Genomic DNA, 22,624 nt, shown 5'->3' with positions numbered 1-22,624 from the left:
TCAATCCGTGCTCTCGATGACCTTTTCCAGTCCCCGACGTTGATCGGCAGTATATCCGTCGCCGTCCTTCGGCGCATCGGATTTTGCCGGCGGGCTGATCAGACGTTCGAAAAGCAGCTTTTCTGTTTGCTGTCGGGCTTTCTCGCCGGCGGTTCCGGCGGCGTTCCGAAGCTTCGGCCGTAATTTTGGCGGCACGAGGCTGACAAGGGACTCCGCTCCCTGTTCGATGAGAGGCAGTGTGCGCGCTTCGGTTACCCATTGCGGATAGCCATCATCCTCGATCAGCCAGTTAAGTCCGAGATAGAGCAAGCAAACCAGTACCGCGCCCCGGGCAATCCCGAAAAGAAACCCGAGAGAGCGGTCAACGGCGCTGAGGCCGCTACCTTGTAACGCGGCCGCAACATAGTGGGTGACCAGCGACATTACAATGACCGAGACGACGAAAACCGCGATACCTGCCGCCAGATCGGCCATATCGCCCCAGCCCAGAAGCTGACGTACATAGGGAGCTGCGACAGGATAGAGGTAGAGGGCGGCAAAAAAGGCCGCGACCCATGAGCCGATGGACAGCACTTCGCGGAAAAATCCACGTGCAAAGGCAAGAATACCGGAGAGTAGAACCACGGCGATGATCGCAATGTCGGTCACATTGACCGGCAGATTATCCATGGCTTACGCCTCTCCCGCTTTGCGGCCGATATTTGTTTCGTCCTGGAACATGGCTACCAGGTCATGCAAATGCTTGATCGTGGCAAGAGTTAGGCTGCCATTGCGAGGAGCTTTCTTGTCGCCCGACGAGCGGCGCGGCTCCGGCATGATGGCGCGCTCAAATCCGAGCTTGGCGGCTTCTTTCAGCCGCGCCTCGGCATGGGATACGGCACGAATCTCGGCCGAGAGGCCGATTTCTCCGAACACGACCGAATTCGACGGAACCGGTTTCCCGGTCAGCGAGGAAAGCAGGGCGGCCGCAACGGCAAGATCGGCAGCCGGTTCGCTGACCTTCAGGCCGCCGGCGACATTGAGAAACACGTCGCTGCCGGCCAGCACGACACCGCAGCGCGCCTCAAGCACCGCTGTGACCATGGCGAGGCGGCCGGAATCCCAGCCGATCACGGCCCGGCGTGGTGTGCCATAAGGTGAGGGGGCGACCAGTGCCTGGATCTCGACGAGCAATGGCCGGGTGCCTTCCATGCCGGCAAAGACGCAGGCGCCCGAGACATTGTCCTGGCGGTCGCCGAGGAACAGGGCCGACGGGTTGGTGACTTCGGCAAGACCGATTTCGGTCATCTCGAAGACGCCGATCTCGTCGGTCGGGCCAAACCTGTTCTTCACGCCGCGCAGAATTCGGAATTGGTGGCCGCGCTCGCCTTCGAAATAGAGCACCGTGTCAACCATGTGCTCAAGCACGCGGGGGCCGGCGATGGTGCCTTCCTTGGTCACGTGTCCGACCAGCAGCAGCACGATCCCGCGCCGTTTGGCGACACGGATCAACTCCTGGGCCGAGGCGCGGACCTGGGAGACCGTTCCGGGTGCACTGTCGATGGCATCCACATACATGGTCTGGATCGAATCGATCACCAGCACGTCCGGTGCATCCTCGCCGTCCATCGTGGTGACGATGTCGCGCACGCTGGTGGCGGCAGCGAGTTGTACGGGCGCCTCGGCGACACCGAGACGCTGGGCGCGCATCCGCACCTGATCCAGTGCTTCTTCACCGGAGACATAGGCGCAGCGGGAGTTTTCGGAGAGTTTGGCAGTCACCTGCAGCAGCAGGGTGGATTTACCGATACCAGGATCGCCGCCGATCAGCACGACCGAGCCGGGAACGAGACCACCGCCCGCGACCCGATCGAACTCGGCGATGTTCGTGACCCGGCGCGGCGATTTCTTGGAACTTCCGGAGAGACTGACGAAATCGATCTTCCGGCCTTTCGCTCCACCGAGTCCCTTCGGCGCGCTTTTCTCGACAACCTCTTCAATCAGGCTGTTCCAGGCGCCGCAGGCATCGCACTTTCCGGACCATTTAGGCTGGACGCCACCGCATTCCTGGCAGACGTAGCGGGCTTGGGATTTCGCCATCGCGTGCGCTCCGCTCAGGCTTGACGTGCAACGAGTTCAATCGGGCCCTCTTCGAGGCCGTTGATGAACTGGTGCACATAAGGATTGCCGGAAGTATCGATCTCCGTGGTCGGGCCCTGCCAGATGATCTTGCCTTCATAGAGCATGGCGATGCGGTTACCGATCCGACGAGCGCTGTCCATGTCGTGGGTGATGGTAAGCGCGGTGATCTTGAATTCCTCTACGCATTTGACGATCAGCTCGTCGATGATGTCGCCCATGATCGGGTCGAGTCCGGTGGTCGGCTCGTCAAAGAACACCACTTCGGGACGCGTGGCGATGGTGCGGGCGAGTGCGGCGCGCTTGCGCATGCCGGTCGATATCTCGCCGGGGTACATTGCACCGACATCCGGCTCCAGTCCGACCTGGGCCATGAAGTCCACGGCTCGTTCATGGGCCTCACGGCGCGGTATGCCCTGCGCCTCGACCAGACCGAAGGCGACATTGTCGAGCACGGTCAGCGAGTCGAAGAGGGCGCCCGACTGAAACAGCAGCCCGAAGCGGCTCATCATGGTGCGGCGCTCGGACGGAGGCAGGGACAACACGTCAGTCCCGTCGATTTCAACCGAGCCGCTATCGGCGTCCATCAGGCCGGTAATGGTCTTGATCAGGACGGACTTGCCGGTACCGGACCCGCCAATCACCACCACGGATTCCGCATCGGCAATATCGAGGTCCAGTCCGCGCAGCACATGGTTCGAGCCAAAGGACTTGGTAAGGCCCCGGATCCTGATTTTCGGCAGTGCCGCCGTGCGTTCGGCCATAGCGTTTCCCTGCCGCCTAGCGGGCGAAGAACAGTTCGGTGATCAGATAGTTCGAAATCAGTATCAGGATCGATGCAGAGACCACGGCGTTGGTCGTTGCCCGGCCGACACCCTGGGCGCCGCGTCCGGAATGGTAACCGTGATAGCAGCCCATGAGGGCGATGAGGAAACCGAAAACAGCGGCCTTCACCAGGCCGGATACCACATCCTGGGTTTCCAGAAAGTCGAAAGTACTCTTCAGGTAGCTGCCGGCATTGAAGCCGAGTTTGTTGACGCCGACCAGATAGCCGCCGAAGACGCCGATGACATCGCCAATCAGGACCAGAAAGGGCAGGCTGATAATGCCCGCGAGCACCCGCGGCACGACAAGATACTTGTAGGGACTGGTCGACAGAGTGGTCAGCGCGTCGACCTGTTCCGTGACCCGCATGGTGCCGATTTCCGCAGCCATGGAAGCGCCGATACGGCCGGCGACCATGAGGCCGGCCAGCACCGGTCCAAGCTCGCGGGTCATGGACAGCACGACCACGGTGGCGATCGCGCTTTCAGCATTGAATCGGGAAAAACCGGTATAGCTCTGCAGCGCCAGCACCATGCCGGAGAACAGGGTCGTCAGGCCGACGACCGGCAGCGAGTAGTAGCCGATATCAACCAGTTGGCGGCCGAGCAGGCGCCAGTAGATCGGCGGACGCACGCAATGACCGATCGTGATGCCTGTGAACACCGCCAGCCGTCCGGTGGCGGCGAGAAAGCCGAGAAAGGTCCGTCCGATCGCTGCAAGAAAATTCATGCGCGTGGGGTTTCTGCATGGGAACCGGGCATTTGGGTTGGCATGATCAGGTCTCTCCGCTCCCCGCGTCAATGTAGCGTCGGGTATAGCGATGGCCGAGGCCTGTCAATATTTCATAGCCGATGGTTCCCGCCGCGTCGGCTGCATCGTTCACCGTATAGTGCGGTCCCAGAAGCTCGACAAATCCGCCGGGATGTATTTCGGCCCGGTCGACATCGCTGACATCGACCGCGAGCATATCCATGGAAACGCGGCCGACAACCGGAAGCCTGTGCTCTCCGAGATAGGCCGCGCCCTGGCTGGACAGAGAGCGGAGATATCCGTCCGCATAGCCCACTGCAACGGTCGCGATTCGCCCGTCTTTACGAACCTTGTGTGTGCCGCCATATCCGACCGTATCGCCGGCTTTAACGGCACGAACCTGAAGGATGCGGCCTGAAAGTCTAACCACGGGGGCCATGGGGCTGGGCTCGCCGTCCTTCACCCGCCCGCCATAAAGCGCGAAGCCGGGCCGGGCGAGATTGAAATGATAATCCGGCCCGAGAAAGATGCCGGCGGAATTGGCAAGGCTGGCCTGCATCCTGCCTTGCAGGCGCGGCAGCTGTTCCTTGAAGCGCGCAAGCTGCGCGGCGTTCGACGGGTTGTCCGGATCATCCGCAGTCGTGAGATGGGAAAGGGCATAGAGCCAGTCCGGGCCACCAAGCACATCCGGTTCTTCGGAAATCCATTTCATATCGTCGGCGGTCAGGCCGAGCCTGCTCATACCGGTGTCGATATGCAGCATCGCCGGCAGGGCGCGGTCGGCCTGGACACACATCTGTCTGATTCGCGCAACTTGCTCGAGATCGTTGATCACCGGGATCAGGCCGTATTCGGGAAAAACCTCCTCGGTGCCCTGCAGCAGGCCGTTCAGCACGGCGATGCGGGCACGGGGAAGTACGTCCCGCAGGGCGATACCTTCGTCGACAGTGGCGACGAAGAATGTCCGGCAGCCGGCCTCGAACAGCGCCGGTCCAACCCGGTCGACGCCGGTTCCATAGGCATCCGCCTTCACCGCCGCGCCGCATTCGACTCCGCCGAGGCGCTCTTTCAGATCGAGATAGTTCTGTTTGACCGCACCAAGGTCGATCACGAGTTCCGACGCGGCGCCGGAGCCGTTAATCGCCGGGAGAGTGTCGAGCATTAGAAATTGTCCGGGATATGGTCGTCTGCGACGAAGTTGGAGAAACGGGTTGTGGCGCCTTCGAAATGCAGGGTCACGGTGCCAGTCGGGCCGTGTCGCTGCTTTCCGATAATGACTTCCGCCTTACCGTAGGACGATTCGCATCGTTCTTTCCACTGGTCGTGACGATCGTGGAACTTCTCGTCCGATTCCTCGATACGCTGCGCCGGTTCGCCTTTTTCCAGATAATACTGCTCACGAAACACGAACATGACGACGTCGGCGTCCTGCTCGATCGATCCGGATTCACGAAGGTCGGCAAGCACCGGCCGCTTGTCGTCGCGCTGCTCGACCGCGCGGGAGAGCTGGGACAGTGCGATGACCGGAACATCCAGTTCCTTGGCGATCGCCTTCAGGCCCTGGGTGATCATGGAGATCTCCTGCACCCGGTTGTCGGTCCGCTGACCGACGGAAGGGCGCATCAGCTGCAAGTAGTCGACCACGATGAGCGACAAGCCCTGCTGGCGCTTCAGGCGCCGCGCTCTGGCACGCATGGTGGCGATAGAGATCGCCGGCGTGTCATCGATATAAAGCGGCGCGCGTTCCAGATCCTGGCTGGCGGCAACCAGCTTCTGGAAATCCTCGGTGGTAAGTTCACCGCGTCGGATATGCTCCGAGGAAATCTCGGTTTGCTCGGCGAGGATACGGGTGGCGAGCTGTTCGGCCGACATTTCCAGCGAGAAGAACGCGACGACCTGCCGTTCCAGCTCCGGATCTTTCAAGGATGCTGTCGCCACATGAAACGCGATGTTCGTCGCCAGCGCCGTTTTACCCATGGCAGGCCGTCCGGCCAGGATGAGCAGATCCGACGGATGCAGGCCACCGAGCTTGGCATCGAGGTCCGTCAGGCCGGAAGATACACCGGCGAGACCGCCATCGCGCTTGAAGGCTTCTTCTGCCATCCGGACCGAGTTTGTGAGAGCCTCTCCGAAATCCTGGAAACCGCCCTGGCTGGAGCCGCGTTCGGCGAGGCCGAACAGTTTCGATTCCGCTGCTTCGATCTGCTCCGATGCGGGCAGTTCGAGATCGTGCTCATAGGCTTCGTTGACGATTTCTCCGCCGAGATCGATCAACTCGCGCCGCAGGAAGCTGTCGTAAATCGCCTGGCCGTAATCGTCGGCGTTGATCACCGTGACGACGGAGGCGGCGAGGCGGACGAGATACTGGGCGCCGCCGGCCTCCTGCAGGGACTCATCCTGATCGAACAAGCCTTTCAGGGTGACAGGGTTGGCGATCTGGCCCTTTTCGATCAAGCGTCCGCAGGCGGCGAAGATCCGGCCATGAACAGCATCGGCGAAATGGTCGGCAGCGAGGTATTCGCTCACCCGCTCGAAGGCGCGGTTGTTGACAAGGATCGCGCCGAGCAGACCTTGCTCCGCTTCCAGGTTATGGGGTGGCTCCCGATACGCGCTGGCTTGGGGTTCCGCGAGCGGGAGCGATGCAACAGTGGAAACGGGCTCTGAATTCGACATTGCCTACACATACCAAGAAGGGCTGTGGACGTCTTCTGCAATCTTATCCACAAGCCGTGACATATCAAAGGCTTATGCTTGTGGATAAAGCAGAATAACGGGGATAAGTATAACCGGACCCGCACGTTTCAACGGCTTCGGCTTGTGAAAAAGAAAACGGCCGCCCAAAAGGGTGGCCGTTTCCGAATAGCCCAGATGGAGAAGAATCGGGAGGCTCAGGCCTCTTCGGTCTTCTCTTCCTCGGCGGCGTCCTCGGCAACTTCTTCAGTCGCTTCCGGGGCTGCCTGGACTTCGACTTCGACTTCGTCCTCGTCGTCGTTTTCGTTCTCTTCGGTACCGACGGCGCGGCCGAGGAGTTTCTGCTGTTCGGCTTCGTCCGTGCTGCGGGCGATGTTCACGGTGATGTTCACCGCGACTTCCGGATGCAGAACGACGCGAATTTCCTCAAGACCAAGGACCTTCAGCGCGCGATCGAGAATAGCCTGGCGCTTGCTGATGGTGACGCCAGCGGCGGTCACTGCTTCGGCGATGTCGCGCGAGGTGACGGAGCCGTAGAGCTGGCCGCTGTCGCCGGCGGCGCGGATGACCGGAACCACCAGGCCTTCGAGCTTCTTGGCAACCTGTTCGGCTTCTGCCTTACGCTCGAGGTTTTCCGCTTCCAGCTGGGCCCGCCGGCCCTCGAAGTGGGTCAGGTTGTTCTTGTTGGCACGCAGGGCTTTACCCTGCGGCAGCAAGAAGTTGCGGGCAAAACCCGGCTTTACAGTAACGACGTCGCCCATCTGGCCGAGACGTTCGATACGCTCCAGAAGAATGACTTCCATTTTTCTTACTCCTTAAAGGCCGAAGCCGTTGCCGCGTTGCCGCGGAGCAGGCCGGTTCCGGCCAGGGTCACGTTCAATTCGAGTTCCGTGCGATCCGGCCCTTCAGATCCGCCCAGTGATCGACCAGTCCCGCGAAAACCAGCAGGAGCCAGACGAATTGCAGGGCAGGCAGCAGAAAGGACAGGATCATCAGCGTGTAGGTCACGTGCAGAAGCCAGCGCTTGCCATTCGCCAGGGCATGTACCAGCCCCAGTCCCGAGAGGAAGAAAGGCAGGCACAGAATTGGCACCGCGTTCCATCCGAGATAACCGAGGGTTCCATCCGCGACCGCTGCCAGCAAGGCGGCAACGGCGAGCGGGAAGGGAGCCCAGTTCGGCAGACGGATGTCCCGCATGTCGGGCGAAGGCCTGAGGTTGGCGTTGAAGCGTGCGAGCACGCCCTGCGCCAACAGGCCATTGACGAGGATCATCGCCGCCCATTGTAACCCGGCAACACCGGGAAACACGGCGATGGTCAGCTCCCGGGCGGCAGCAAGCTGCTCCGGAGGCAGGGCCAATGGTCCTTCGAGGGTTGTTCCCATGGCCTCGAAAAGCGCCTCGACTTCCATCCTCACGATGGCTTCGAGACCTTCCCCCTGTAAGCCGGCGACCACGATCGCTGTAAGCAATCCCGTTGCTGGGATAGCCGTCAGCCACATGGCCAGCATGCCTGGAGGGAACCATTCGAGATCCGGGTTCTCCTGATCCTCGTTCAACGGGCGCGCCAGCAACGCCTGCCGTGCAAGCAGGGCTGCGGGCAGTCCGCAGAAGATCAGGAAGAACAATGCAGCCAGACCGTTGGCGGCGAACAGCACGATGGCGCTCCCCGCCAGTGCGGCGGCCAATCCCGCAATCCACCCCCGCCCGAGAGCGATGGCGAACAGCGGAAGAGGCGACAGGAACGCAAGCAGAATCGCCCCAAGCGATCCGAGGATCGTGGAGAGATACATGAGCGCGCTTGCGATTGCCGCCGCTCCGATGGGAAACCACCTGGACCACATCTTGCCTCGTCAAGCCCGCATCGCGGGCATCGGCCAATCCGTTAGCTGAGCACGTTCCTTAGCTGAGCACGTACGGCAGCAGGGCCATGAAACGGGCGCGTTTGATGGCTCTCGCCAGCTCACGCTGCTTCTTGGCGGAAACGGCCGTGATGCGGCTCGGAACGATCTTGCCGCGTTCGGACAGGAAGCGCTGCAGCAGCTTGATGTCCTTGTAGTCGATCTTCGGCGCATTGGCGCCGGCGAACGGGCAGGACTTGCGACGGCGCATGAACGGCTTGCGGACAGCGGCGCGGGAAATTGTAAGAGTGCTCATGGATCAGTCTCCCTGGGCTTCGCTTGAGGCCTGTTCGCGGTCGCCGCGTTCCGGGCGATCGCCACGTTCCGGACGGTCACCGCGTTCCGGACGGTCGCCACGGTCGAAACGGCCACCGCCACCCGGACGGCCGCCACGGCCACCGCGGTCGGTGCGTTCGGTCTTGGCGAGAACGATCGCAGACGGGCCTTCCGGCAGCTCTTCCAGGCGCAGGCTGATGTAACGCAGCACGTCTTCATTCAGACGCATCAGGCGTTCCATCTCCGTGATGGCCTCGGCCGGGGCTTCGATGTGCAGCAGCACATAGTGGCCCTTGCGGTTCTTCTTAATCTTGTAGGAGAGGGAGCGCAGACCCCAGAATTCAGTGTTCTTGATCTCACCACCCATGTTGGTGATGACTTCGGAGAATTCGGTTGTAAGCTGCTCGGCTTGGGCGGACGAGATGTCCTGGCGTGCAATAAACACGCTCTCATAGAGAGGCATTGGTGCTCCTTACGGATAATCAGAACGTTCCACATGGAACGCTGCTAAGCCGGCTGCAAAACCGGCAAGGAGTTATGTAAAAACCCGCCCCGGCACGTTGTGCCTTAGCGCGGGACCGGCGGAATATACACAAATCCGGCAGGCGTGCAACTCCGCTGTCGGTTCCGCTTGACAGGGCTTTGGCGGGTCGCTCTCTTTGGCGCCGCTAAAAAGCCGGTGCCGGTCAGGCACTTCTTCTCATGGCTCGGCCGTGTGCCCAGTCGCATGAAGAGGCTTTGGAAACGCCGTGTAAAGACAAGGATGTCACAAATGACGACGGTTCGCGCATTTACATTTCCGGGCCAGGGCTCTCAGGTAGTTGGAATGGGCAAGGCACTCGCCGATGCCTATGGCGAGGCGCGCGCGGTTTTCGAACAGGTTGACGAGGCTCTGGGCGAGCCCCTGTCCCGGCTCATGTTTGAAGGGCCGGAAGAGGAGCTGGTCCTGACCCGCAATGCGCAGCCCGCTCTGATGGCGGTCAGCCTTGCGGTTGTCCGTGTTCTGGAAACCGAGAGCGGCAAGTCGATCAGCGATATGGCGAGCTATGTCGCCGGCCACTCGCTTGGTGAGTATTCCGCGCTGGCGGCGGCCCGAGCGCTCGATATTGCGGATGCTGCCAAGCTGCTCCGGCTGCGCGGCGAAGCCATGCAATCGGCGGTTCCGGTCGGTGAAGGCGCCATGGCCGCGCTGCTCGGTGTGTCGCTCGATGTGGCGCGCGAGATCGCGGAAGCCGGTCGGGCAGAAGGCGGTGTCTGCGACCTCGCCAACGACAATGCCGATGGGCAGGTGGTGATCAGTGGCGCCAAGGAAGCGGTCGAACGTGCCGTCGCGGCGGCCCCGGAAAAGGGCGCCCGAAAGAGTGTGATGCTGCCGGTCAGCGCTCCGTTCCATTGCGGCCTGATGGCGCCTGCCGCGGATGCAATGGCGGAAGCCTTGGCGATAACGGACCTGCGTGAACCGATGGTGCCGCTGGTTGCCAACGTCCTGGCCGACAAGCTGGAGGATCCGAGCGAGATCCGCACACGTCTTGTGGAACAGGTAACCGGCATGGTGCGCTGGCGCGAGTCTGTACTGTGGATGGCGTCCCAGGGCGTCACCGATATCGTCGAGCTCGGCGCCGGCAAGGTGCTGACCGGCATGGCCAAGCGCATCGACCGCTCTCTCAAGGGCAGTGCCGTTGGCACACCGGAAGAGATCGCGGCCTTTCTTGAAACCCTTTAAGGTCCAATCGGCCCGTTCGAGGGCGAGGGAGAATTCATATGTTTCGTCTGGATGGAAAATCGGCCCTGGTGACGGGTGCCAGCGGCGGTATCGGCAATGCAATCGCCAAGGCTCTGCATGCTCAGGGAGCGGAAGTCATTCTGTCCGGCACCCGTGAGGAAGCGCTGCAGGCGCTGGCCGGGGAGCTGGGGGAGCGGGCCCATGTGGTGACGGCGAATCTCGGTGATGCCGAGTCGATCGCCGCGCTTGCCAAGACTGCCGAAGAGGTCGCTGACGGCGGAATCGACATTCTGATTAACAATGCGGGCGTGACCCGTGACGGCCTGATGATGCGGATGAAGGACGAAGACTGGGAGGCGGTGATGAACGTCAACCTGACTTCCGGCTTCCGCCTCTCGCGTGCTCTGATGCGCGGCATGATGAAGCGGCGCTGGGGCCGTATCGTCGGCATTTCCTCCATCGTTGGCGCGACCGGTAATCCGGGTCAGGCGAACTATGCGGCTTCCAAGGCTGGCATGGTCGGTTTCACAAAGTCCCTGGCCCAGGAAGTCGCGAACCGGGGGATCACCGCGAACGTCGTGGCGCCGGGCTTTATCAAGACCGCGATGACCGATGCCCTGGATGATGCGCAGCATGAGAAATTGCTGGCCGCTGTACCCGCCGGCCGTCTCGGAACGCCAGAGGATATCGCGGCCTCAGTCGTTTATCTTGCGTCCGAGGAGGCGGCCTATGTTACGGGTGCTACCATTCATGTGAATGGCGGCATGGCAATGCTCTAGGTCCTTATTGCCCGGCGCGGGGACGGCGATTCGCCTTTTCAATGCCGGGTTCACGGGGCGGTGCTTGGTGTTTCTGATGCTAGGCAAGTAAAAAAAAGTGTGTTATCTCGCCGCCGCTTACAGGCGTGCTGCCTAACTATTCCGGACTCCATGATGAAACACGGGTTTCTTGGAGTATATTAGAGGTCGGTGAACGCAGGCGTTTCGCTGACAAACCGTTGAGCTTAAGATTCGAGGAAAACAAAAATGAGTGACGTCGCCGCTAGCGTGAAGAAGATCGTGGTCGAACATCTCGGCGTTGATGAGGCCAAAGTGGTCGATTCCGCGAGCTTCATCGACGACCTCGGGGCCGACAGCCTCGACACGGTTGAACTTGTCATGGCGTTCGAAGAAGAATTTGGCGTCGAAATTCCGGACGATGCCGCCGAGAAAATTCTGACCGTGAAGGACGCTATTTCCTTCATCGAAGAATCCTCCAAGTAATTGGCTGACGACTGCCCTCGGGCGGAGCTTTCCGCCCGGGGTTACGTTTGCAATCTGGAAAAGTGCAAAGCATGAGACGTGTCGTAATCACCGGGCTCGGTCTGGTTACGCCCCTCGGCGATGGGGTCGAACATAATTGGTCCCGGCTCCTGAACAGCGAGTCCGGTATCAAGGCTATCGATTCATTCGATGTTTCCGATCTGCCCGCGAAAATCGCTGGTGTCGTTGAGGAAGGTGAAGGCGGGGGCGGCCTTTTCAATCCGTCCGCCTACCTGGAGCCGAAAGAGCAACGCAAGATCGACCGCTTCATTCTTTTCGGTGTGGCGGCTGCCGATCAGGCGGTGCGCGATTCCGGATGGATGCCCGAAGATGAGGAAAGCCAGGATCGCACCGGCGTTCTTATCGGATCCGGCATCGGCGGCCTGACCAGCATTTCCGAGACGGAAGATCTGATTCGGGAGCGTGGCCCGCGCCGTATCAGCCCGTTCTTTATCCCGGCTGCACTGATCAATCTTATTTCCGGCCATGTTTCGATCCGCTTCAGATTCCGTGGTCCGAACCATGCCGTTGTTACTGCCTGTGCCACCGGCGCTCATGCAATCGGCGATGCCGCGCGCCTGATCATGCTGGACGATGCCGATGTCATGGTGGCTGGCGGTGCCGAAGCGGCTGTCTGTCGTCTTGGTATTGCCGGTTTCTCCGCGGCACGGGCTCTGTCCACCGGTTTCAACGATGCTCCCGAGACGGCTTCCCGTCCCTGGGACGATGGCCGTGACGGTTTCGTCATGGGTGAAGGCGGTGGCTGTGTTGTTCTCGAAGAATACGAACACGCAAAACGCCGTGGCGCGAAGATTTACGCCGAAGTGACCGGTTACGGCATGTCCGGCGACGCCCACCACATCACGGCTCCGGCCGCTGACGGCAATGGTGGTTTCCGTGCCATGAAGGCCGCTCTCAAGCGCGCCAATCTGGCGACGGACCAGATCGATTACATCAACGCACACGGCACCTCTACGCCGCTGGGCGACATGATTGAGCTTGGCGCTGTGAAGCGTCTGATGGGCGACGATCTGGGCGGTGCTTCCATGTCATCGACCAAATCCGCCGTCGGGCATTTGCTCGGTGCTGCTGGTGCGGTCGAGGCGATTTATTCGGTGCTTGCGATTCGTGACAGCATGCTGCCGCCGACGCTTAATCTCGAGTCGCCGTCCGAGAATGTCGGGCCGGTCGATCTCGTGCCGCTCAAGGCCAAGGAGCGCAAGATCAAGCACGCGCTTTCCAATTCCTTCGGGTTCGGCGGCACCAACGCTTCCCTGATTTTCTCCGCCGTGGATTAACCCAGCATGGGCCGGGCCCTGCTGCGTGCATTCCTTGGTCTGGTGGTTCTGGCTATCGCCGGTGCCGTGTGCTGCGCATGGCTTTATGCGCAGTTCACCAGCCCGGGGCCGCTCCCCGTCTCCACTGCTATCGTTATCCCCTCCGGAACCGGCCTTGAAGGCATCGCCACCTCCCTGAAGAGGGCGGGCGCAATCCGGCGTGACTTCGTCTTCGTTATCGGTGCCAGGGTCTCGCAGCAGGCCCGCAGCCTGAAAGCCGGCGAATACCTGATCCCGGCGGGTGCCAGTCCACGTCAGGTGATGGACATCCTTGCATCGGGAAAGACGGTCGTCCGCCGGCTGACGATCCCGGAGGGCCTGACCGCCGCCGAAGTCATGGCCCGGCTGGAGCTGGCTGAAGGGCTGACCGGTACAGCAGGAAATCCGGATGAAGGCTCCTTGCTGCCGGAAACCTATCATTTCTCCTACGGCGACAGCCGTGAGGATCTTGTCAAACGCATGCAGGCCTCCATGGCGGAAACCGTCACCCGGCTGTGGGACATGCGAGCACCGGATTTGCCGGTCAAGACGCCGGAAGAGGCTGTGATCCTCGCTTCCATCGTGGAGCGGGAGACCGGAGTGCCGCAGGAACGCGGCCTGGTTGCGGGCGTCTTCGTCAACCGGCTGAAGCGCGGCATGCGCCTGCAGTCGGATCCGACCGTGGCTTACGGTATCGCTCCCGGCGGCCTTGACCGGTCACTGACCCGGGCGGATCTGAAGGGGCCGACGCCGTATAATACCTATGTGATCAAGGGGTTGCCGCCGACACCGATCGCCAATCCGGGAATCGATGCAATCCGTGCGGTCATGAACCCGGTGCAGACAGATTACCTGTACTTCGTCGCCGATGGTTCAGGAGGCCATGCCTTTGCCCGGACGCTTGCCGAGCACAATCGCAACGTCCGGAAATGGCGCAAGATCCGCGACGCGAACTGAGCGCCATGCGTGAAGCACGGCCCTGACGGGCGCCAATTGCACTTGTCACCTTTGAGGCGCGGGATCTCTATAGCCCGCTTCAGCATGCATTATTGCAGCCTTACAAGCGCGTTCGCGTTTCAGGCTCAATGGGGCCAAAGGTTTGACGACGCAAGTAAAATTCGTCTTTCACATACTCAGCATGGTTATCTTCGGGACCGCGATTACCGCAATCCTGCCGCTGCTGGTCGATGCGGTCAGCGGTCAGCACGAATGGGTCGTTTTCGCCGTGTCGGCGGCCGCCATGGGCTTCTTTGGCGGGACCTGCCTCCTGGCGACGCGGGACGAGCGTTCGAAAGGGATATCCCTGCGCACGGCGTTCCTGCTGACCGGGCTGTCCTGGCTGGTGCTGCCGCTGTTCGCGGCTCTGCCGTTTCTCGATCTTGGCCTCAGTTATGCCGATGCCATCTTCGAAGCCACCTCGGGCATTACCACAACCGGCTCGACCGTGATGAAGGGATTGGACGAATTGCCGCCGGGTATCCTGCTCTGGCGCTCCATCCTGCAATGGATCGGCGGTATCGGTATCCTGGTGATGGCTGTGGTTCTGCTGCTGTCCCTTGCCATGATCCTCGGGCGTCTGGAGATCTTTACCATTCTGGTCATCTTCGACCGCGAATTCTGGGTGACCTAGCGCAAGATGCGCTTCCGGTTCAGCCCGACTTGGTCGGCAGGCGTCCCATCAACCCGTCGATCCAGGATGGCGGGATAATCTGAAGAAGCTGCACGACAGCGTACATCGGCCACGGAAAGGCAATCCGCGCCTTGTTCCGTTCCAGCCCGCGCAGGATCCTATCCGCGGCCTCGTCCGCCTCCATCAGGAACGGCATCGGGAAGTCGTTCACATCCGTCATAGGCGAGCGGACATAACCAGGGCAGATAACCGACACTTCGATCCCGCTGCGGTCGGCGGTCGGCCGAAGTCCTTCGCCAAATACCTTCACCGCCGCCTTGCTGCCGCAATAGGCTGGCGCCCCGGGAAAACCCCGGAACCCGGCGAGGGAGCTGACGATTCCGATCTGCCCCTGGCCGCGCTCCTGCATCAGCGGCAGGGCCGGCAGGACGGTGTTCATCACACCATCGACATTGACCGCATAGACCCGGCGCACCTGATCCGCCGGCTCGGGGCCGCCATCACCGGTTCCGGCGGAGATCCCCGCATTGGCAATGACAAGGTCGAGTGGCGCGATCCTGTTTGCCGAGGCGACCCAGACCTCCATATGCGTCCGCTCGGTCACGTCGATCGTCTCTGTGTGGACCTCCGCGCCCTTCGCCGTTGCGATCCGGGCGACCGCTTCCAGCCGGGCCGAATCTCGCCCGCCGAGGAACAGGGTCTTTCCCGGCGACGCATAGGCTTCGGCGAGTGCGGCGCCTAATCCGCTGGAGGCGCCGGTGATGAGAATTGCTCTGGGTGCGCGCATCGGCCGCTCCGCGTCTTGTTGCCGTAACAGGGCGCGGATATAGTGCGCCTCCTAAATCTATAGCAAAGATCTGGTGGTGCGAGTGGCGATCAACAGCATGACGGGTTACGCCCGTGTCGAGGGAACCCATGACGCTGGAGACGGCGCGGCGCAATGGCAGTGGAGCTGGGAGGTCAAGTCGGTCAACGGCAAGGGCCTCGATATCCGCTTCCGCCTGCCCGGCGGCTTCGATGCGCTGGAGATCCCGGCCCGCAAGCTGATCGGCAGCAAACTCGGCCGGGGATCGCTTTCCGTCTCCCTGATGCTCTCCCGCCAGACAACCTCCAAGGCGCTGACCGTGAACCGCGAGCTGATCGAGCAGATCCTTGAGCTTCAGACCACGCTGGAAGCCGAGGGCAAGATCTACCCGTCGCCGCCGCGTCTCGACAGCCTGCTGTCCGTACGCGGTATTCTGGAGACGGAGGAAGAGCCGGCGCAGGATGCGGCCGCGAAAGAAGCCCTCATCGCCGCGCTTCTGGCCGGGCTGGAACAGGCGCTGAAACCTCTCTCCGAAATGCGTGGGGAGGAAGGCGTCCATCTTGCCGCCATGCTGACGACGCACCTCGACACGCTCGCCGGGCTCTCCAGGGTCGCCAAGGATACGGCGGACCTGCAGCCGGGCCAGCAGCGGGAGCGGATGAAGCAGCAGATTGCCGAGATCCTGGAACAGTCCCCACCTGTCTCCGAGGAGCGTCTGGGACAGGAGCTGGCCCTGCTGGCGACCAAGGCGGACATCCGCGAGGAAGTCGACCGTTTGGACGCCCATGTCGCGGCCTGCCGGGATCTGGTGACGGCTGGCGGGGTGATTGGCCGGAAGCTCGATTTCATCTGTCAGGAGCTGAACCGGGAGAGCAACACGATCTGCTCGAAGGCGGCATCCCTTGCGCTCACCAATATCGGCCTTGAGCTGAAATCGACGGTCGAGCAGTTCCGCGAGCAGGTTCAGAACGTCGAATGAGCATGTCCGACGAGTTTTACCCCGATATGCAGCGCCGCGGCCTGATGCTGGTGCTGTCTTCCCCGTCCGGTGCCGGCAAGACCTCAATCTCCCGCCGCCTGCTGGAGACCGAGGACGAACTCACCATGTCCGTCTCGGCGACCACCCGGCCCCGGCGGCCGGGCGAAGTCGATGGCGTTGATTACCACTTCATCGACCAGACCGAATTCCAGCTGATGATTAACCGCGGCGAGTTCCTGGAATATGCCAAGGTCTTCGACAATTACTACGGCACTCCGCGTGGCCCGGTGGACGATGTCCTGAGTGGCGGCAAGGATGTGCTGTTCGATATCGACTGGCAGGGCACCCAGCAGGTCGCAGATGCGGCCCGCGAGGATCTGGTCAGCGTCTTCATCCTGCCGCCCTCGACCCACGAGTTGGAGCGCCGCCTTATGGGCCGGGCGCAGGACAGCGCCGAAGTTGTCGCCCAGCGCATGTCAAAGGCAGCGGATGAAATCAGCCATTACCGCGAATACGATTACATCATCGTCAACCGCGACCTCGACGAGAGCGTCGAGGCAGTCCGCGCCATCCTCACCGCCGAACGTCTGAAACGCGACCGGCGGCTGGGGTTGACGGACTTCGTGAAGCTGTTGCGGGAAGGGCGGTAAGCCAAGCCATTGTCCCGGTGCACCCGGATATGCCCGCCTTTTTCGATCTCGCGGAAATAGTCGAGGGGTCCCGTACCATTGCATACAGCTTGCCAACGGGTTTCTCGCCTCACGGGCAAGACCCTTCCAGAAGGCCGTTCAGCCCGGCTTGCGGGGGGCGCGGTCGCTCGCGATCTGGTGGTGCAGCCAGCGTGTCAGTGCGGCCAGCCCGAGACCGATCCGGCTGACTTCGCGGACGGTAATCGCCTTGATCGTGAAGGTGCCGACGAAATCCACCGGGTCGAAGCGCAGGGCAAAGACATGGTTCGGCAAGCGGACGATGGCGCGCCCGAAGCCATTGCGCGTCGGCGGCAGGCGGAACCGGTTTGCTTCCTCGAAGCCCTGGCCCGTGTCGGCGAACAGGAACGGTGCCGCAATCCGGTTAGCATCGATCTCGTAGGTGATCTCGACCCAGCCGCGTGGGAAGAAACGCCACGGCGATGCCAGCAACACCTGAGGGTTAGGCTTCAAAGCACGAAACTTGTTGTTGCCCAGAGGCTCCGCATCGACGACGGACTGGACGGTCATCTGATGTGTCATCACGCGCACGGCGCCGAGGCTGCGCAATGCAATGTGTGACACGCCACGGAACGGCCGGGTCAGGCGCCAGGACCAGGTCCGGGTGATGAACTGGATCTCACGATGCAGCCGGGAATTCTCGATCCGGAGCTCTGAGATTGTCTGTCTATTCGCCTCGGCCAGGGCATCGCGTTCGACCAGGCGAGTCTCTCGCTCAGCCACGCGGCTGATCTGCTCTTTTAGCCAGTTTTCCCGCTCGGCTACCTTGCAATGCAGGTCGAAGATTTCTTCGCGCAGCTTTTTTTCGCGCGGGGCGCCTTCGCCGACGATGTCGTCGAAATAGCTGCCGGCCTGATCGAGTTCGCGCGCGACCATGTCGATATTGGCAAGGGCCGAAGGAGCCTGTGGGTCCTGCTCCAGTGTGCGGCAGGCAGCGAAGACGCGACCGGTCCAGCGGGCGAGGCTGGTAGAGCCGTAAAGCTCGGTGTCATGAAAGGCAAAATGGCGTAGGTCGGGACGAATGAAATTCTCGATCTCGGCGCGGGACTCGTCGGTTAGCTTGTCGAGAGGCAGGCCAAGCTGCCCTACCATGCCTTCGATTGCTGGCTGCCAATCCTGCATCAGGGCGTCGTAGTTGACGAAGGCGCGGCGTTTGCCGCGCGTCGCCCGCTCCGATTCGATCACATGCCGGAGCCAGAGCACCAAGCTGCGGCCGCTCGAAAGACCGTCGCGCTGGAGCAGGGAGCCGACAACCTCGAGCGGGTGCCGCTGCATTATGATGTAAGCGGGCTCCGCGCCAAGCTGTTCGATGATCGGTTCCCAAAGCGGCACCAGCCGGCACATGCGCGGGTCCTTGATGCCCCAGATCGGCGCCGTGCCGAAGTCCGTCTTCAGGAAGGCAAGAATCTTCTCGCGCGCGGCCTTGGCTGCTTCCGTTTCTGTCCAGCCATCCGGCAGGGCGCGCGGGTCGTCCCAGAACATGTCGAACGCAACCAGCAGCTCCTCGTTGGTCACGACGGCGTCCAGATGCTCCCAGAACCCGGTTTCGTTATTGCCTTTGGCCGGCGGTAGCAGATTATCGCTCAGGTCCAGCCCGAGGATGTTGCAGACCCGCGTCAGTGCTGACGTGCCGCTCCGGTGCATACCGAGAATGACGACGGCTGTCGGTTTGCTTGGGGGCTTGGCGGAGGTCTTGGACTTGGATGCCATAAATCTGGGACTCGTCGATTGAGCTTCGTCAGGGGCGCGCGTGACCGGTCGTTTGGATATCACAAACCATGTGCTTTGGCGGTATTGCCGCCTCGCCCGGTTCAGGATTGGTAACCGAATCGCTCCAACGCATCTGCGGCCTTCTCCGTGAGGATGTGTGCGTCTTCACCCGGTATGTTGCGCCATCGGCCGATGGAAGAGGGTGTTCTTATCACGGCGTCGGCTCCGGCGCAGACGCGGTCGGCGAGCGCGGGCTCTATGCCGCCCCCGATCAACGCATTGGACAGAACCGCGCCGGGGGCGGCGCAGAGATCCTCGAATCGGATGCGCATATAGCGGTTACCGAGCTCTCGTTCGCCCCAATCGGCCACCTGGGAGTTGGCCGCCGCCCAAAGCCGGATGGCGAATTCGGGCGTGGCATCTTCGTAGGCTTCGCCGAACAGGGCTTCGTAATGCTTGTTGGGCTGGTTCTGGTTGTCGCTCAGCGCCATGTCGCGCCCGTCGCGCACCAGATGCAGGAAGCTCATGCCCGGGCAGGCAGCGGCAATGATCGGCAGGATGTACATGCTGCGGGGATTCTTCCAACCCCAATGCCTGGCTTTTTGCGGCAGTTCTGCCGTGTATGTCTTCAAGGCCGCCTTGAAGCCGCGCACCGCGGCTGCGCGTGTTCCGCCGGACAACTGGTCGAGTGCATAGTCGAGCGAGCGGGTTTCCCGCAGTACGGGATTGATGATCTCGTCCAGGAAAGGTTCGAAATCCATTGCGTCGCCGGCGTGGTTGAGCCGGGTGCCGACGAAAAAGCCGGACTCACCCAGCGCGCCGTGAAGTGCACGGGTTCCCGATCCGCCGGTAGCGCCGATCAGCAGTGGAGCGGTCGTGTCCTGACGGACGAAAAACTTGTCGATAATCTTGTCGAGCACGCCTGCTCCGGCCCCTATACAGGGTGTCGGTTGATCGGAGAGTGCCTAGTTAGGCCAAGGCCAAGCGCTTCGCCAAGTTGTAAATTACGCCTTCACCTCTCGAAAGCGATCCGATATAAGCGATTAAGCCAAACCGCACTTGAAATTGTGGATTTTCGATCGATGGGCAAGTATCTCGACGACCTTTGGAACGACCTTGAGCGGACTTGGGATCTCGCCATGCAGGTGAATGATCTTTCCGAGCAAGAGCGCTCTGACGTGTCGGTGGCATGGGAAACTTATTTCAAGCCGGCCGAACTGGTTGATGCCGCACGGACCGAGAGCGAGGGCGTGAGCCCGCCGACCAAGGTTTTCTGCACGAACATCTACGGTCTGCAATACAACCCGGAAACCAAATACTGGGTTCCTTTCCGTCATGGCGATATCGACTTGGCGAAATTTACCGAGGATTGATCCCCAAGGCCTGCCGGACTTTTCGCCAGCAGGGCTTTTTTGACGGTAAATCAATAAACAAGACGCTCAACTTCATGTTTCGCATCGGCGAATCATGTATGGTATTGATAGTTTTCGAGGCAAAAGCCGCGCAAGTTGAGTTGTGTGGCTTTGATTGGATATTCGATACCGAGGTGATTCAATGGCAGGGGCGGATCAGCCCGTAACCGTAAACCGGTTGATGCGAGCCTGCTACACGGCCTTGATGTCGGCTGGCATTTTCAGTTTCGCCGTGAACATGCTGATGCTCACCCTGCCGGTTTTCATGTTCCAGGTATTCGACCGGGTGCTGGCAAGCCGCAGCGAGGCGACGCTTTACCTGCTGCTCGGAATTGCCGCTTTCACCCTCGGCATCCAGGCGACGCTCGATACAATTCGCGCTTACGCTTTTGTTCGGATCAGCGGCTGGATCGATCGCCGAATCGGCCCGATTCTGCTCTCTTCAATCATCACCGACGCACTCGACCGGGGCAGCCAGCCGAACAGCAATCCGCTGCGTTCGCTCGGAACGCTTCGGATGTTCCTGACGGGCCCCGGCATGCTCACCATGCTGGATGTGCCGTGGGTTCCGGTTTTCCTCGCCCTGATCATGTGGATCAACCCGCATATGGGGATGGCCGCCCTCGGGGGCGCTGGGGTCATGCTGCTGCTCGGCATCATCAATGACCGGATGACGCGGCCGGCACTTAATGCAGCGCAGGAGTTTTCCTCCAAGGCCTATTCGGCTGCGGAATCGGCTGTGCGCAACGCGGCCGTGGTCGAAAGCATGGGCATGCGCCGGAACATCATGGCGCGCTGGCACCGGGAAAACGAAAAGGTTCTCAGCCTGCAAGGCAGGGCGAGCGACCGTGCCGCCATTCTCAGCTCGATGTCGAAGTCTGCGCGGATGCTGATCCAGATGGTCATCATGACCGTTGCCGTTCTGCAGATCATCGATCCTGCGGTCGACATGACTCCGGGCATGATGATCGCCTGTTCCCTGATCCTAGGCCGGGCGCTTCAGCCGGTCGAGATGGGGATCAGTCAGGCTCGCCAGCTGGTCGATGCGCTCGCGGCCTACAAGACCATCGAGACGGCGCTGGTCAATGCCCAGTCCGGCATGCGCCGGATGGAGCTGCCGGCCCCGAAAGGGCATCTGGTTCTGGAGAATGTCGGATATCAGCCGCGCGGTGCGCCCCGACCGATCCTTCAGCGCATCAGCCTTGAAGTGAAGCCGGGGGAGGCCCTCGGCGTCGTTGGCCCGTCCGCTGCCGGCAAATCCACTCTGGCGCGCCTTATCGTCGGTGTGGAGAAGCCGCATGTCGGACATGTCCGGCTCGACGGTTCCGATATCTTCAACTGGGATACGGAAAGCCTCGGCAAGCATGTCGGCTATATGCCGCAGGATATTGAGCTGTTCAGCGGGTCCGTGGCGGAGAACATCGCGCGGCTCGATGCCGATCCCGATCCGGAGCAGGTGATCGATGCCGCGAAGCTTGCGGGGTTGCACGAGCTTATCCTGCAGCTGCCCAATGGCTACGATACCGATATCGGCAATGCCGGGGCTATTCTCTCCGGCGGTCAGAGGCAGCGCGTCGCGCTCGCCCGGGCGCTCTACGGCGATCCCTCGCTTGTCGTCCTCGACGAGCCGAACTCGAACCTGGATTCGAAGGGCGACGAGGCTCTGGCACATGCGGTGAATGTGCTGAAGGAACGTGGCGCTACCGTCATAATGATCACGCACCGGGTGCAGACCCTCGCAAACATGAACCAACTGCTGGTTCTGCAGGATGGCATGATCAATAAATACGGCTCCCGCGATGAGGTGCTGGCGAGTGCCGGCATGGGCGCTGCGTCTGCCTCTGCGCCTCCTTCTTCGGGTGAGGCCAAGGCCGCTGCCCAAAAACCCGCGCAGCCGGCTCCGGCTAAGCCTGAAAAGGGCAAGCCCGAAACTGAGCGCCGCCGCATGCCGTCACCGCCGCCTCCGGCCGGACCCGGACCGGCGCCTCGCGGTGTGCCCGCCGCAGCGAATTTACCGCCGCCACCGCGCGTTCCCGACATGCCCTCCGCACGCCGTGCCCGTTCCGGGAAGACAACGCCGCCAACCCTGCAGCCCGGTACCGGTCATGGTGTCCGGCCGCAGCTCGGTCAAGGATCTGCCCAGGCGATGGAAATCCTGGCGGCTCGCCCGGCTGCCGGGCCTGGCGCTCCGCCGTCATCCGGTTCTTCGCGTTCGTCCGATGGGTCAGCGCCAATGATACGGCCGCCGAAAATGGAAACGACAGTGCACCTGCAGCCACCGCCGGCCAGCCCGGTTCGCCCGGCCCCGAAGCCGGCGAACACGCAGGAGCCGCGTGCCGAGAAGCCTGTAGAACAACCGTCGGTCTCTCGTCCTCTCTCGCCGCCACCGCCGACGAATGCCCGGCCGGTCGCAGCTCTCAATATCGCGGACATACAGTCCATTTCGGGACGCCCCCGTGCCAAGCAGTAACTGTTCGGAACC

At 61.7% G+C, this 22,624-nt stretch carries 23 protein-coding genes; 10 read left to right on the top strand and 13 right to left on the bottom strand.

The features are described from left to right. The 10 genes from IG629_RS07870 to rpsF all read right to left on the bottom strand — a co-directional run bounded on the left by IG629_RS07870 (position 1) and on the right by rpsF (position 9,022). Positions 1-669, bottom strand: coding sequence for a CvpA family protein (locus IG629_RS07870; RefSeq protein WP_193171415.1), 669 nt, complete (start codon positions 667-669; stop codon positions 1-3). 3 nt (positions 670-672) lie between these two features. Then, positions 673-2,079: a DNA repair protein RadA gene (radA, locus tag IG629_RS07865; RefSeq protein WP_193171414.1), complete on the bottom strand. Its 1,407-nt coding sequence runs from the start codon at positions 2,077-2,079 to the stop codon at positions 673-675. Between the two features lie 14 nt (positions 2,080-2,093). Beyond that, the gene (locus IG629_RS07860; protein WP_193171413.1) at positions 2,094-2,882 is read right to left on the bottom strand and encodes an ABC transporter ATP-binding protein; all 789 of its coding nucleotides are present in this window, start codon (positions 2,880-2,882) and stop codon (positions 2,094-2,096) included. Positions 2,883-2,898: 16 nt separating this feature from the next. Next, positions 2,899-3,672, bottom strand: a complete 774-nt coding sequence (locus IG629_RS07855; RefSeq protein ID WP_193171412.1) for an MlaE family ABC transporter permease — start codon at positions 3,670-3,672, stop codon at positions 2,899-2,901. 46 nt (positions 3,673-3,718) lie between these two features. Then, positions 3,719-4,855, bottom strand: a complete 1,137-nt coding sequence (gene alr, locus IG629_RS07850) for an alanine racemase (protein ID WP_193171411.1) — start codon at positions 4,853-4,855, stop codon at positions 3,719-3,721. Continuing rightward, entirely contained in the window at positions 4,855-6,366 is a 1,512-nt protein-coding gene (locus IG629_RS07845) for a replicative DNA helicase (RefSeq protein ID WP_193171410.1), read from the bottom strand. The genes alr and IG629_RS07845 overlap by 1 nt, the downstream gene beginning before the upstream one ends. Before the next feature lie 215 nt (positions 6,367-6,581). Next, positions 6,582-7,187: a 50S ribosomal protein L9 gene (gene rplI / locus IG629_RS07840; protein WP_193171409.1), complete on the bottom strand. Its 606-nt coding sequence runs from the start codon at positions 7,185-7,187 to the stop codon at positions 6,582-6,584. A gap of 73 nt (positions 7,188-7,260) precedes the next feature. Beyond that, positions 7,261-8,226, bottom strand: a complete 966-nt coding sequence (locus IG629_RS07835; RefSeq protein ID WP_193171408.1) for a DUF2232 domain-containing protein — start codon at positions 8,224-8,226, stop codon at positions 7,261-7,263. Between the two features lie 58 nt (positions 8,227-8,284). After that, positions 8,285-8,539: a 30S ribosomal protein S18 gene (gene rpsR / locus IG629_RS07830; protein ID WP_193171407.1), complete on the bottom strand. Its 255-nt coding sequence runs from the start codon at positions 8,537-8,539 to the stop codon at positions 8,285-8,287. Positions 8,540-8,542: 3 nt separating this feature from the next. After that, on the bottom strand, positions 8,543-9,022 hold the full coding sequence (gene rpsF, locus IG629_RS07825; protein WP_193171406.1) for a 30S ribosomal protein S6: 480 nt from the start codon (positions 9,020-9,022) through the stop codon (positions 8,543-8,545). Between the two features lie 309 nt (positions 9,023-9,331). Between rpsF and fabD the strand changes: the two genes are divergently transcribed. The 6 genes from fabD to IG629_RS07795 all read left to right on the top strand — a co-directional run bounded on the left by fabD (position 9,332) and on the right by IG629_RS07795 (position 14,529). Next, on the top strand, positions 9,332-10,282 hold the full coding sequence (gene fabD / locus IG629_RS07820) for an ACP S-malonyltransferase (protein WP_193171405.1): 951 nt from the start codon (positions 9,332-9,334) through the stop codon (positions 10,280-10,282). Between the two features lie 38 nt (positions 10,283-10,320). After that, entirely contained in the window at positions 10,321-11,061 is a 741-nt protein-coding gene (gene fabG / locus IG629_RS07815; protein ID WP_193171404.1) for a 3-oxoacyl-[acyl-carrier-protein] reductase, read from the top strand. Positions 11,062-11,307: 246 nt separating this feature from the next. Beyond that, positions 11,308-11,544 (top strand): acyl carrier protein, encoded by a 237-nt coding sequence (locus IG629_RS07810; protein WP_028465581.1) that lies wholly within the window; start codon positions 11,308-11,310, stop codon positions 11,542-11,544. Positions 11,545-11,615: 71 nt separating this feature from the next. After that, complete coding sequence (gene fabF, locus IG629_RS07805) at positions 11,616-12,881, top strand: beta-ketoacyl-ACP synthase II (RefSeq protein WP_193171403.1); 1,266 nt, start codon at positions 11,616-11,618, stop codon at positions 12,879-12,881. Between the two features lie 6 nt (positions 12,882-12,887). Next, positions 12,888-13,856, top strand: a complete 969-nt coding sequence (mltG, locus tag IG629_RS07800) for an endolytic transglycosylase MltG (RefSeq protein WP_193171402.1) — start codon at positions 12,888-12,890, stop codon at positions 13,854-13,856. A gap of 142 nt (positions 13,857-13,998) precedes the next feature. Next, positions 13,999-14,529: a potassium transporter TrkG gene (locus tag IG629_RS07795; protein ID WP_226886534.1), complete on the top strand. Its 531-nt coding sequence runs from the start codon at positions 13,999-14,001 to the stop codon at positions 14,527-14,529. 19 nt (positions 14,530-14,548) lie between these two features. Here the strand turns inward: IG629_RS07795 and IG629_RS07790 are convergent, their stop codons facing one another. Beyond that, positions 14,549-15,316 carry an SDR family NAD(P)-dependent oxidoreductase gene (locus IG629_RS07790; protein WP_193171401.1) on the bottom strand — a complete coding sequence of 256 codons (768 nt, stop codon included), beginning with the start codon at positions 15,314-15,316 and terminating at the stop codon, positions 14,549-14,551. An 82-nt stretch (positions 15,317-15,398) separates the two neighbouring features. On the opposite strand from IG629_RS07790, the gene IG629_RS07785 reads away from it, so the two are divergent. Continuing rightward, complete coding sequence (locus tag IG629_RS07785) at positions 15,399-16,313, top strand: YicC/YloC family endoribonuclease (RefSeq protein WP_319025037.1); 915 nt, start codon at positions 15,399-15,401, stop codon at positions 16,311-16,313. A gap of 2 nt (positions 16,314-16,315) precedes the next feature. After that, positions 16,316-16,963 carry a guanylate kinase gene (gene gmk, locus IG629_RS07780; protein ID WP_193171506.1) on the top strand — a complete coding sequence of 216 codons (648 nt, stop codon included), beginning with the start codon at positions 16,316-16,318 and terminating at the stop codon, positions 16,961-16,963. Between the two features lie 138 nt (positions 16,964-17,101). On the opposite strand, the gene IG629_RS07775 is transcribed toward gmk, so the two are convergent. Both IG629_RS07775 and IG629_RS07770 read right to left on the bottom strand, forming a co-directional pair. Continuing rightward, complete coding sequence (locus IG629_RS07775; protein ID WP_193171400.1) at positions 17,102-18,730, bottom strand: sulfotransferase family protein; 1,629 nt, start codon at positions 18,728-18,730, stop codon at positions 17,102-17,104. A gap of 101 nt (positions 18,731-18,831) precedes the next feature. After that, positions 18,832-19,650 carry a sulfotransferase gene (locus IG629_RS07770; protein WP_193171399.1) on the bottom strand — a complete coding sequence of 273 codons (819 nt, stop codon included), beginning with the start codon at positions 19,648-19,650 and terminating at the stop codon, positions 18,832-18,834. A gap of 162 nt (positions 19,651-19,812) precedes the next feature. On the opposite strand from IG629_RS07770, the gene IG629_RS07765 reads away from it, so the two are divergent. Then, positions 19,813-20,103, top strand: a complete 291-nt coding sequence (locus IG629_RS07765) for a hypothetical protein (RefSeq protein ID WP_193171398.1) — start codon at positions 19,813-19,815, stop codon at positions 20,101-20,103. Positions 20,104-20,284: 181 nt separating this feature from the next. Beyond that, positions 20,285-22,612: a type I secretion system permease/ATPase gene (locus IG629_RS07760; protein WP_193171397.1), complete on the top strand. Its 2,328-nt coding sequence runs from the start codon at positions 20,285-20,287 to the stop codon at positions 22,610-22,612. Positions 22,613-22,624 lie beyond the last annotated feature (12 nt).

The sequence above is a fragment of the Nisaea nitritireducens genome, from assembly GCF_014904795.1.
GTDB classification, from domain to species: domain Bacteria; phylum Pseudomonadota; class Alphaproteobacteria; order Thalassobaculales; family Thalassobaculaceae; genus Nisaea; species Nisaea nitritireducens.
The sequence above is the reverse complement of the archived record's forward strand: the minus strand, read 5'-3'. Positions and strand labels throughout refer to the sequence as shown.